The organism is Streptomyces sp. NPDC046379 (genome assembly GCF_055587785.1).
In genome coordinates this window covers 133,996-145,994 of the sequence record NZ_JBVJFP010000010.1, presented here as the reverse complement: position 1 = coordinate 145,994, position 11,999 = coordinate 133,996, and the positions used below count along the sequence as shown (strand labels likewise).

The following is an 11,999-nucleotide window of genomic DNA, read 5'->3' as shown; positions in this document are numbered from 1 at the left end:
AAGGGCTGATCCCCACACCGGCAGCGCAGCCGGTGGCCCGAGGAGTTACACGTGACCAGCACAGCGCAGGCACCCAAGTCCGGAGCCGGTACGGCTCATCCCGATCATCTCGGGCACGTCATCTTCATCGCGGCCGCCGCCGCGATGGGCGGATTCCTCTTCGGCTACGACAGCTCCGTGATCAACGGCGCCGTCGAGGCCATCCGGGACCGCTACGACATCGGCTCCGCGGCGCTGGCGCAGGTCATCGCCATCGCCCTGATCGGCTGCGCCGTCGGCGCCGCCACCGCGGGCCGGATAGCCGACCGCATCGGCCGCATCCGGTGCATGCAGATCGCCGCCGCCCTCTTCACCGTCAGCGCCGTCGGCTCGGCGCTCCCCTTCTCGCTCTACGACCTCGCCTTCTGGCGCGTCGTCGGCGGCTTCGCCATCGGCATGGCCTCCGTCATCGGCCCCGCCTACATCGCCGAGGTCGCCCCGCCCGCGTACCGGGGCCGCCTCGGCTCCTTCCAGCAGGCCGCGATCGTCGTCGGCATCGCCGTGTCGCAGCTGGTCAACTGGGGCCTGCTCAACGCCGCCGACGGCGACCAGCGCGGTGAGCTGATGGGCCTGGAGGCCTGGCAGGTCATGCTCGGCGTCATGGTCGTCCCGGCCGTCCTCTACGGCCTGCTCTCCTTCGCCATCCCCGAGTCCCCGCGCTTTCTGATCTCCGTCGGCAAGCACGAGCGCGCCCGCGAGATCCTCGCCGAGGTGGAGGGCCAGGACATCGACCTCGACGCGCGCGTCGCCGAGATCGAGACCGGCATGAAGAGCGAGCACAAGTCCCGCTTCAAGGACCTGCTCGGCGGCTCCTTCTTCTTCAAGCCGATCGTCTGGATCGGCATCGGCCTGTCCGTCTTCCAGCAGTTCGTCGGCATCAACGTCGCGTTCTACTACTCCTCCACGCTGTGGCAGTCGGTCGGCGTGGACCCGGCGGACTCGTTCTTCTACTCCTTCACGACGTCGATCATCAACATCGTCGGCACCGTGATCGCCATGCTCTTCGTGGACCGCATCGGCCGCCGCCCGCTCGCCATCATCGGTTCGGTCGGCATGGTGATCGGCCTCGCGCTGGAGGCATGGGCGTTCTCCTTCGACCTGGTCGACGGCCGGCTGCCCGAGACGCAGGGCTGGGTCGCCCTGATCGCCGCGCACGTGTTCGTCCTCTTCTTCGCCCTGTCGTGGGGCGTGGTCGTCTGGGTCATGCTCGGCGAGATGTTCCCGAACAAGATCCGCGCCGCCGCGCTCGGCGTGGCCGCCGCCGCCCAGTGGGTCGCCAACTGGGCCATCACCGCGAGCTTCCCGTCGCTGGCCGACTGGAACCTGTCCGTGACGTACGTGATCTACACGGCCTTCGCCGCGCTCTCCATCCCGTTCGTGCTGCGGTACGTGAAGGAGACCAAGGGCAAGCGCCTGGAGGAGATGGGCTGACCTCCGCCTCCTCCCCACGGCTCGGGGAGAAGGGCCAAGTCCCCGCTGCCCCTCTCCTCGTTCTCCACGCACACTGCCCCGGCTCGTCGGCTGAGCCGGGGCAGTACGCGTGAGCGGGCGGGCAGCGCCCGGCCCCGTGAAAGGGGTTCGGGACACGGCATGGCCGATACTGGACGCGTTATGGACATCCTCATCCTTGCTGTAGTCATCGCCGTGGTCGTGCTCGGCGCGATCGGCGGGCTCGTCGTCGGGAGCAGGCGCAGGAAGCCGCTGCCCCCGCCGCCGCCCACCACGCCCGACATCACCGCCCCTCCGGCCGAGCCGCACGTCGGCGACGAGGCCGAGAAGCCGCGCGAAGAACCGCGCCGGACCATAGAGGAGGTGGACCTCCCGGGCAGCGGCTCGACGATCGCCGTCGAGGAACCGCCCGTCGAAGAAATCCCGGCCCCCGTCATCGAGGTGCCGGAGCCCACCGCGGGGCGCCTGGTGCGCCTGCGCGCCCGGCTGTCCCGCTCCCAGAACGCACTCGGCAAGGGCCTGCTCACGCTGCTGTCGCGCGAGCACCTCGACGAGGACACCTGGGAGGAGATCGAGGACACCCTCCTCACCGCCGACGTCGGCGTGCAGCCCACCCAGGAACTGGTGGAGCGGCTGCGCGAGCGCGTGAAGGTGCTCGGCACCCGCACGCCCCAGGAACTGCGCGGCCTGCTGCGCGAGGAGCTGCTCACGCTGGTCGGCACCGACCTCGACCGCGTCGTGAAGACCGAGCCCGAGGGCCGCAAGCCGGGCATCGTGATGGTCGTCGGCGTCAACGGCACCGGCAAGACCACCACCACCGGCAAGCTCGCCCGCGTCCTGGTCGCCGACGGCAACAGCGTGGTCCTCGGCGCCGCCGACACCTTCCGCGCCGCCGCCGCCGACCAGCTCCAGACCTGGGGCGAGCGCGTCGGCGCCCACACCGTGCGCGGCCCCGAGGGCGGCGACCCGGCCTCGGTGGCCTTCGACGCGGTCAAGGAGGGCAAGGAGATCGGGGCCGACGTCGTCCTCATCGACACCGCCGGGCGCCTGCACACCAAGACCGGCCTCATGGACGAGCTGGGCAAGGTCAAGCGCGTCGTCGAGAAGCACGCCCCGCTGGACGAGGTGCTGCTCGTCCTCGACGCGACCACCGGGCAGAACGGTCTCGTCCAGGCCCGGGTGTTCGCGGAGGTCGTCGACATCACCGGCATCGTGCTGACCAAGCTGGACGGCACCGCGAAGGGCGGCATCGTCGTCGCCGTGCAGCGCGAGCTGGGCGTTCCGGTGAAGCTGATCGGCCTCGGCGAGGGCGCGGACGACCTCGCGCCGTTCGAGCCGGAGGCGTTCGTGGACGCGCTCATCGGGGAGTGACCCCGCACCGGACCCCACGCGCTGCGAAGCGCCCGCCCCCGAAGCGGAAGGACGACGGGGCGGGCGCTTCGCCGTTCGGGCGAGGTGTCCTTACTGCGGGTGTGGCGGGAGCGACCGCAGGGCTGGGGCGGCGGGGAGGCGTCGTACGACGTGGTCGGCGGCGCGTCGTCGTGCGGCGAGGAGGGGTCTGCCGCCGTGAGGCGAGGCCGGCGTGCCGTCGTGCCGTCGTGCCGCGCGGGCGGGCGCGCGGGTCGTCGTACGGGAGACCGCGCGGTCGCCCGCGCCCGCCCGACCCGGTCAGCCCCGTGAGCGGTGGGCCACGTACGCCAGCGTGCCCAGGAGCAGGCGGGCCGCCGGGGGCTTGCGGGCCGACTCCAGGTCGGGCGGGCGCAGCCAGCGGACGGGGCCGAGGCCGGCCCGGTCGGAGGGCGGGGCCGTGATGTACGCGCCGGGGCCGAGGCCGCGCAGGTCCGGCGTCGGGTCGTCCCAGCCCATGCGGTAGAGCAATGCGGGCAGTTCGGCGGCGGAGCCCGGCGCGACGAAGAAGTGGACGCGACCGTCCGGCGTCGCGGTCACCGGCCCGAGCGGGAGGCCCATCCGCTCCAGCCGGACCAGCGCCCGCCGCCCCGCCGACTCGGCCACCTCGATCACGTCGAACGCCCGCCCCACCGGCAGCAGCACCGCCGCGCCCGGCACCTCGCCCCATGCCTCGGTGACCTCGTCGAGCGTCGCCCCGGCCGGCACCTCCGGCGCGAAGTCCAGCGGATGCGCGCCCGGCGCCCGGCAGCCGGCGAGGCCGCAGGAGCAGACGCCCGCGGCGGCCCTGGCGCCGGGCGCGACGTCCCAGCCCCACAGCCCGGTGTACTCGGCCACGGCGGTGCACTCCGTCGAGCGGCCGCGGCGCCGCGAACCGGACCGGATGTCGCGGATCCCCCGACTGCTGCCGATCGTGAAGCCCATACCCCCTCCAACGGGTCCGACACAGCGGTGGTTACGAGACGGAAGCGGAGCGTGACTCTCTGTTTCCGCCTTCCCGTCCGGGCTCGGTTTCACGGGCAGCGCCCCGAAGCACTCCTGGTGGTGCGCCCGGCCGAGCGCGCCCCGGCGTGCACCCGGCCGCCCACTCCCGTCCGTTCCGTGTCAAGTGAATCGCGAGAAGGCCACCCTGAGTTCATTCGAAGGGGTGGCGAATGGTGGCGTTTACGCATTCACCATGGCTGGACGGGTGATCGTGAGGTTACGGTGAGTGCACAAAGCTCGGGGCAAGTGCCGTAACGGGTATGCCGGAGGCAATGCGGATTCCCGTTCGAAGAGAGGCAACTGCCGTACGGATGGCCCGGATCACGGGCATTCTGATAGGGCTTGGCGCACTTGACGCGGCTGCACCGGCGACAGCGGTGCGGCGGCGGCGAGCGGTGCGACGGCGACAGGCTTACGGATGGGGGCGTTTCCAGTGGGCGGCAGCGGCGGAGGCGGGACGAACGCTGAGAAGCGCCCGAACGAGCTGTTGGGCTCGTGGTTCGTGCGCAGCGGCTGGTCCAAGGGCGAGCTGGCGCGCCAGGTGAACCGCAGGGCACGCCAGTTGGGCGCCAACCACATCTCCACCGACACCTCGCGCGTACGCCGCTGGCTGGACGGCGAGAACCCGCGCGAGCCGATCCCGAGGATCCTCTCCGAGCTGTTCTCCGAGCGCTTCGGCTGCGTCGTCTCCATCGAGGACCTCGGCCTGCGCACCGCCCGCCAGGCGCCCTCCACCACCGGCGTCGACCTCCCCTGGACGGGCCCGCAGACGGTGGCCCTGCTCGGCGAGTTCTCCCGCAGCGACCTGATGCTGGCGCGCCGCGGCTTCCTCGGCACCTCGCTCGCCCTGTCCGCGGGGCCCGCGCTGATCGAACCCATGCAGCGCTGGCTCGTCCCCGCTCCGCACTCCCCGCAGCCGGAGCCCTCCGCCGTGCCCTCCAGCCGCGCGCGAGGCCGGCTCTCCCGGCCCGAGCTGGAACTGCTGGAGACCACCACCGTGATGTTCCGGAAATGGGACGCCCAGTGCGGCGGCGGCCTGCGCCGCAAGGCCGTCGTCGGCCAGCTGCACGAGGTGACCGACCTCCTCCAGGAGCCCCAGCCCGCCGACACCAACCGCAAGCTGTTCAAGGTCGCCGCCGAACTGGCGCAACTGGCCGGGTGGATGAGCTACGACGTGGGCCTCCAGCCCACCGCCCAGAAGTACTTCGTGCTCGCCCTGCACGCCGCCAAGGAGGCCGGCGACCGGCCGCTCGGCTCGTTCGTCCTCTCCAGCATGAGCCGCCAGATGATCCACCTCGGCCGGCCCGACGACGCCCTGGAGCTGATCCACCTCGCGCAGTACGGTAGCCGGGACTGCGCGAGCCCCCGCACCCAGGCCATGCTGTATGCGATGGAGGCCCGCGCCTACGCCAACATGGGCCAGCCCGGCAAGTGCAAGCGCGCGGTGCGCATGGCCGAGGACACCTTCGCCGACGCCGACGACTGGGACGAGCCCGACCCCGACTGGATCCGCTTCTTCTCCGAGGCGGAGCTCTACGCCGAGAACTCCCACTCCTTCCGGGACCTCGCCTACGTCGCCGGCCGCAGCCCCACCTACGCCTCCATGGCCGAACCGCTGATGCGGAGGGCCGTGGAGCTGTTCGCCGAGGACAACGACCACAAGCGGTCGTACGCGCTCAACCTGATCGGCATGGCCACCGTCCATCTGCTCCAGCGCCAGCCCGAGCAGAGCACCGTCTACGCGGAACAGGCCATGCGCGTCGCCAAGGAGGTCCGCTCCGAGCGGGTCAACACTCGTATCCGAAAGACCGTCGACACCGCCGCCCGCGACTTCGGTGATCTCGCAGAGGTCGTCGACCTCGCCGAGAAGCTGGCGGCCGAGATGCCGGAGGCCGCCGAAGCGGTCTGAGCACCGCCCGGCACGCCCTCCAGGCCCCCTGACCCGGCCGCGGCCGGCCCTCCCGAACTGCCCGACTCGGCTCCCCCCATGCCAGGTCATCGGAAGGCCGCCCGCGGCCGGTTTCCCATGCTCCGGACGGCGCCCGCCGCGCCGTGCGCGGAGAGCCTCGACCCGAAGGTTGCGCCACGATAACGATCGTGCGGCCCGGCAGCAGGCAGTTCATCGACGCGTAACACGCCACACGCCTTCGTCACCACCGCGAAACAACGAGGGGCCTCCACCGAAACCGCGCTGCGCCAATCTCATGGCGCATAACCGGCCCACCCCTCATGACCGCTCAAGGCTTCGCCCGCACGGGGCCGTATCCAACGACGAGGAGACGCCGATGGCACCAGCCATCACGCTTGCGGCGGACGCACCGACACTGTCGTCCGCCAACACAGGCTTCATGCTCATCTGTTCCGCCCTGGTGATGCTCATGACCCCGGGCCTGGCCTTCTTCTACGGAGGCATGGTCCGCGTCAAGAGCACCCTCAACATGCTGATGATGAGCTTCATCAGCCTGGGGATCGTCACCGTCCTGTGGGTGCTCTACGGCTTCTCCATGGCGTTCGGCACCGACTCCGGCTCCGTCATCGGCTGGAACTCCGACTGGGTCGGCCTCAGCGACATCGGCCTGACCGAGCTGTGGGACGGCTACACGATCCCCGTGTTCGTGTTCCTGGTCTTCCAGTTGATGTTCGCGGTCCTCACGCCCGCCCTGATCAGCGGCGCCCTCGCGGACCGCGTCAAGTTCTCCGCCTGGGCGCTGTTCGTCGCCCTGTGGGCCACCGTGGTCTACTTCCCGGTCGCGCACTGGGTGTGGGGCGCCGGCGGCTGGGCCTTCGAGCTCGGCGTGATCGATTTCGCCGGCGGCACGGCCGTCCACATCAACGCGGGCGCCGCGGCGCTCGGCGTCATCCTCGTCATCGGCAAGCGCGTCGGCTTCAAGAAGGACCCGATGCGCCCGCACAGCCTCCCGCTGGTCATGCTCGGCGCCGGTCTGCTGTGGTTCGGCTGGTTCGGCTTCAACGCCGGCTCGTGGCTCGGCAACGACGACGGCGTCGGCGCGCTGATGTTCGTCAACACGCAGGTCGCCACCGCCGCCGCAGTCCTCGGCTGGCTCGCCTACGAGAAGATCCGCCACGGCGCGTTCACCACGCTGGGCGCCGCCTCCGGCGCGGTCGCCGGCCTGGTCGCCATCACTCCGGCCGGCGGCGCGGTCTCCCCGCTCGGCGCGATCGCCATCGGCGTCATCGCCGGTGTGCTGTGCGCCATGGCGGTCGGCCTCAAGTACAGGTTCGGCTACGACGACTCCCTCGACGTCGTCGGCGTCCACCTCGTCGGCGGCATCCTCGGCTCCCTGCTCGTCGGCTTCTTCGCCACCGGCAAGGGCCAGTCCGACGTCGAGGGCCTCTTCTACGGCGGCGGCCTCGACCAGTTCTGGAAGCAGTGCGCCGGCGTCTTCGGCGTCCTCGCCTACTCGCTGGTCGTCTCCGCGATCCTCGCCTTCCTCCTCGACAAGACCATCGGCATGCGGGTCCCCGAGGACGACGAGGTCGCCGGCATCGACCAGGCCGAGCACGCCGAGACCGCATACGACTTCAGCGGCGCCGGCGGCGGCGCCGCCCGGACCCCCGCCCCCGCCCCGGTCGCCGACGCCGAGAACAAGAAGGTGGACGCATGAAGCTCATCACCGCCGTCGTCAAGCCCCACCGGCTCGACGAGATCAAGGAGGCCCTCCAGGCCTTCGGAGTCCACGGACTCACGGTCACCGAGGCCAGCGGCTACGGTCGGCAGCGGGGCCACACCGAGGTCTACCGCGGCGCCGAGTACACGGTCGACCTGGTCCCCAAGATCCGTATCGAGGTCCTGGCCGAGGACGACGACGCCGAGCAGCTGATCGACGTCATCGTCAAGGCCGCCCGGACCGGCAAGATCGGCGACGGGAAGGTCTGGTCCCTCCCGGTCGACACGGCCGTCCGGGTCCGCACCGGCGAGCGCGGTCCCGACGCGCTCTGATCACGAAGAACAGGAGTCGCTGGGTGACGAGTACGGACGTACGTGCGGATGCAGAGGACTCGGGACCCAGCGGCTACGCGGCGGCCCGGCTGCGCCTCCTCTCCGAGGGGGCGCGGTCCGGGCCGCCGCGCCGTGCCGCCCTCGCCGAGCTGACCGACCAATGGCTCGCCGGCCTCTTCGACGCCGGCGCCGCGGGACTGCGCGGAGTCTCCCTGGTCGCCGTCGGCGGCTACGGACGCGGCGAACTGTCGCCCCGCAGCGACCTCGACCTGCTCCTGCTGCACGACGGCGCCGAACCCGACGCGATCGCCGCCCTGGCCGACCGCATCTGGTATCCGGTGTGGGACCTCGGCCTGGCCCTGGACCACTCCGTGCGCACCCCCGCCGAGGCCCGCAAGACCGCCGGCGAGGACCTCAAGGTCCAGCTCGGCCTGCTCGACGCCCGGCACCTCGCGGGCGACCTCGGCCTCACCGCCGCCCTGCGCACCACGGTCCTCGCCGACTGGCGCAACCAGGCACCCAAACGCCTCCCCGAACTGCAGGAGCTGTGCGCCGAGCGCGCCGCCCGCCAGGGAGAGCTGCAGTACCTCCTCGAACCCGACCTCAAGGAGGCCCGCGGCGGCCTGCGCGACGCCACCGCCCTGCGCGCCGTCGCCGCCTCCTGGCTCGCCGACGCCCCCCGCGAGGGCCTCGCCGACGCCCGGCGCCGGCTGCTCGACGTCCGCGACGCCCTGCACCTCGCCACCGGCCGAGCCACCGACCGGCTGTCCCTCCAGGAACAGGACCAGGTCGCCGCCGAACTCGGCCTCCTCGACGCCGACACCCTGCTCCGCCAGGTCTACGAGGCCGCCCGCGTCATCTCCTACGCCAGCGACGTCACCTGGCGAGAAGTGGGGCGCGTGCTGCGGGCGCGCGCCGTACGGCCCCGGCTGCGCGCCATGCTCGGCGGGAAACCGGTCCCCGAACGGTCGCCGCTCGCCGAGGGCGTCGTGGAGCAGGACGGCGAGGTGGTACTCGCCCGCGCCGCCCGCCCAGAGCGCGACCCCGTGCTCCCCCTGCGTGCCGCGGCCGCCGCCGCACAGGCCGGACTGCCGCTCTCCCTGCACGCCGTGCGCCGTCTGGCCGCCACCGCGCGCCCTCTGCCCACGCCCTGGCCCGCCGAGGCCCGCGAACAGCTCGTGACCCTGCTCGGCTCCGGCCGCCCCACCGTCGAGGTCTGGGAGGCCCTGGAGGCGGAGGGCCTGATCACCGGCCTGCTGCCCGACTGGGAGCGGGTGCGCTGCCGGCCGCAGCGCAACGCCGTGCACATCTGGACCGTCGACCGGCACCTCATCGAGACCGCCGTACGCGCCTCCGAGTTCACCCGCCGCGTCAGCCGCCCCGACCTGCTGCTGGTCGCCGCGCTGCTGCACGACATCGGCAAGGGCTGGCCCGGCGACCACTCGGTGGCCGGCGAGATCATCGCCCGCGACGTCGCCGTCCGCATCGGCTTCGACCGCGCCGACGCCGCCGTCCTTGCCACCCTCGTACGCCGCCACCTGCTGCTCATCGAGACCGCCACCAGGCGCGACCTGGAGGACCCGGCCACCGTGCGCGCCGTCGCCGAGGCCGTCGGCACCCAGAGCACGCTCGAACTGCTGCACGCCCTCACCGAGGCCGACGCCCTCGCCACCGGCCCCGCCGCCTGGTCCTCCTGGCGCGGCTCCCTCGTCGCCGACCTGGTCAAACGGGTCTCCGCCGTGCTCGCGGGCGACATGCCCGACGAACCCGAGGCCGCCGCGCCCACCGCCGAACAGGAACGTCTCGCCATCGAGGCCTTCCGCACCGGCGGACCGGTGCTGTCGCTGCGGGCGCAGACCGAGGTCCCGGCCGAGCAGGAGCCCTCCGGGGACCCGGAGCCGCTGGGCGTGGAACTCCAGATCGCCGTCCCCGACCAGCCGGGCGTCCTGCCCGCCGTCGCCGGGGTGCTCGCCATGCACCGGCTGACGGTCCGCACCGCCGAGCTGCGGGCCATGGACCTCCCCGACGGCGTCGAGGGCTCCGTGCTGCTGCTGGACTGGCGGGTCGCCGCCGAGTACGGCTCCCTGCCCCAGGCCGCCCGTCTCCGCGCCGACCTGGTGCGGGCGCTCGACGGCTCCCTGGACATCGCGGGCCGTCTCGCCGAGCGCGACGCCGCCTACCCGCGCCGCCGCGGCGTGGTCGCGCCCCCGCCGAGGGTGACCGTGGCCCCGGCCGCGTCCCGCCTCGCCACGGTGATCGAGGTCCGCGCGCAGGACGCGCCGGGGCTGCTGTTCCGGATCGGGCGGGCGCTGGAGGACGCGCAGGTGCGGGTGCGCAGCATGCACGTCAGCACGCTCGGGTCCAACGCGGTCGACGCCTTTTATGCGACGACCGCCGAGGGTGTTCCGCTCCCGGGTGAGGACGCGGTGTCGGTGGCCCGGAAGCTGGAGGAGATGCTGCGGGGGTGAGATCCCACACCCACGTCCCCGCCGGCCGGGTGCGGCAGGCGGGGACGAATGCGCCGCACGGCCGGATACCCTGGAAGATGCTCACCGCCCCCGATCTCGAGGACCGACGCCGCCGTGTTCGATACTCTCTCCGACCGCCTCAGCGCGACTTTCAAAAACCTCCGCGGAAAAGGCCGGCTGAGCGAAGCGGACATCGACGCCACGGCGCGTGAGATCCGCATCGCTCTGCTGGAAGCGGACGTCGCCCTGCCGGTCGTCCGGTCGTTCATCAAGAACGTCAAGGAGCGCGCCCTCGGAGCCGAGGTCTCCAAGGCGCTGAATCCGGCCCAGCAGGTCCTCAAGATCGTCAACGACGAACTGGTGACGATTCTGGGCGGCGAGACCCGCCGCCTGCGCTTCGCCAAGCAGCCCCCGACCGTGATCATGCTCGCCGGTCTCCAGGGCGCCGGCAAGACCACCCTCGCGGGCAAGCTCGGCAAGTGGCTCAAGGACCAGGGCCACTCCCCGCTGCTGGTCGCCTGCGACCTCCAGCGCCCCAACGCCGTCAACCAGCTCAGCGTCGTCGCCGAGCGCGCCGGCGTCGCCGTCTACGCGCCCGAGCCGGGCAACGGCGTCGGCGACCCGGTCGAGGTCGCCAGGGACTCCATCGAGTACGCGAAGTCCAAGGTCCACGACGTCGTGGTCGTCGACACCGCCGGCCGCCTCGGCATCGACCAGGAGATGATGCAGCAGGCGGCGGACATCCGCGACGCGACCCGGCCCGACGAGATCCTCTTCGTCGTCGACGCCATGATCGGCCAGGACGCGGTCAACACCGCCGAGGCCTTCCGCGACGGCGTCGGCTTCGACGGCGTGGTGCTCTCCAAGCTCGACGGCGACGCCCGTGGCGGTGCGGCGCTGTCGATCCGGCAGATCACCGGCAAGCCGATCATGTTCGCCTCCAACGGCGAGAAGCTGGACGACTTCGACGCCTTCCACCCGGACCGGATGGCCTCCCGCATCCTCGACATGGGTGACCTGCTCACCCTGATCGAGCAGGCGGAGAAGACGTTCAGCCAGGAAGAGGCCGAGAAGATGGCCTCCAAGCTGGCGTCCAAGAAGGGCCAGGACTTCACCCTGGACGACTTCCTGGCCCAGATGGAGCAGGTCCGCAAGATGGGCTCCATCTCGAAGCTGCTCGGCATGCTGCCCGGCATGGGCCAGATCAAGGACCAGATCCAGAACCTGGACGAGCGGGACGTCGACCGCACGGCCGCGATCATCAAGTCGATGACGCCGGCCGAGCGCCAGGACCCGATGATCATCAACGGCTCGCGCCGCGCCCGTATCGCCAAGGGCTCCGGCGTCGAGGTCAGCGCGGTCAAGAACCTGGTCGAGCGGTTCTTCGAGGCCCGCAAGATGATGTCCCGCATGGCCCAGGGCGGCGGCATGCCCGGCATGCCGGGGATCCCGGGCATGGGCGGCGGCCCCGGCCGGTCCAAGAAGCAGCCGAAGAAGGCCAAGGGCAAGCAGCGCTCCGGCAACCCGATGAAGCGCAAGCAGCAGGAGCAGGAGGAGGCCGCCCGGCGCGCCGCCGCCGCTCAGGGCGGTGCGTTCGGCGTGCCCGGCCAGCAGGTTCCGCAGGACTTCGAGCTGCCGGACGAGTTCAAGAAGTTCATGGGCTGACGGCGCCCGTGCCGTACGTCGCCGGG

Annotated in this window: 8 protein-coding genes; 7 read left to right on the top strand and 1 reads right to left on the bottom strand. The window is 72.0% G+C overall.

The window, feature by feature from the left end; all coding sequences use genetic code 11:
* The first annotated feature begins 51 nt into the window (after nucleotides 1-51).
* Both ACZ6KF_RS19125 and ftsY read left to right on the top strand, forming a co-directional pair.
* On the top strand, nucleotides 52-1,470 hold the full coding sequence (locus tag ACZ6KF_RS19125) for a sugar porter family MFS transporter (RefSeq protein WP_356630077.1): 1,419 nt from the start codon (nucleotides 52-54) through the stop codon (nucleotides 1,468-1,470).
* A 180-nt stretch (nucleotides 1,471-1,650) separates the two neighbouring features.
* Nucleotides 1,651-2,859, top strand: a complete 1,209-nt coding sequence (ftsY, locus tag ACZ6KF_RS19120; protein WP_356630075.1) for a signal recognition particle-docking protein FtsY — start codon at nucleotides 1,651-1,653, stop codon at nucleotides 2,857-2,859.
* Between the two features lie 297 nt (nucleotides 2,860-3,156).
* Here ftsY and ACZ6KF_RS19115 read toward each other — a convergent pair whose 3' ends face one another.
* Complete coding sequence (locus tag ACZ6KF_RS19115) at nucleotides 3,157-3,819, bottom strand: bifunctional DNA primase/polymerase (protein WP_469158979.1); 663 nt, start codon at nucleotides 3,817-3,819, stop codon at nucleotides 3,157-3,159.
* A gap of 493 nt (nucleotides 3,820-4,312) precedes the next feature.
* Here ACZ6KF_RS19115 and nsdA point away from each other — a divergent pair, with 493 nt between their 5' ends.
* From nsdA to ffh, 5 genes are all read left to right on the top strand, one after another.
* Nucleotides 4,313-5,788, top strand: a complete 1,476-nt coding sequence (nsdA, locus tag ACZ6KF_RS19110) for a transcriptional repressor NsdA (RefSeq protein WP_356630156.1) — start codon at nucleotides 4,313-4,315, stop codon at nucleotides 5,786-5,788.
* A gap of 376 nt (nucleotides 5,789-6,164) precedes the next feature.
* Nucleotides 6,165-7,505: an ammonium transporter gene (locus ACZ6KF_RS19105; protein WP_356630071.1), complete on the top strand. Its 1,341-nt coding sequence runs from the start codon at nucleotides 6,165-6,167 to the stop codon at nucleotides 7,503-7,505.
* Nucleotides 7,502-7,840, top strand: coding sequence for a P-II family nitrogen regulator (locus ACZ6KF_RS19100; protein WP_055725071.1), 339 nt, complete (start codon nucleotides 7,502-7,504; stop codon nucleotides 7,838-7,840). The genes ACZ6KF_RS19105 and ACZ6KF_RS19100 overlap by 4 nt, the downstream gene beginning before the upstream one ends.
* Nucleotides 7,841-7,863: 23 nt before the next feature.
* Entirely contained in the window at nucleotides 7,864-10,308 is a 2,445-nt protein-coding gene (locus tag ACZ6KF_RS19095; RefSeq protein WP_469239324.1) for a [protein-PII] uridylyltransferase, read from the top strand.
* Nucleotides 10,309-10,422: 114 nt separating this feature from the next.
* The gene (ffh, locus tag ACZ6KF_RS19090; RefSeq protein ID WP_356630065.1) at nucleotides 10,423-11,973 is read left to right on the top strand and encodes a signal recognition particle protein; all 1,551 of its coding nucleotides are present in this window, start codon (nucleotides 10,423-10,425) and stop codon (nucleotides 11,971-11,973) included.
* Nucleotides 11,974-11,999 lie beyond the last annotated feature (26 nt).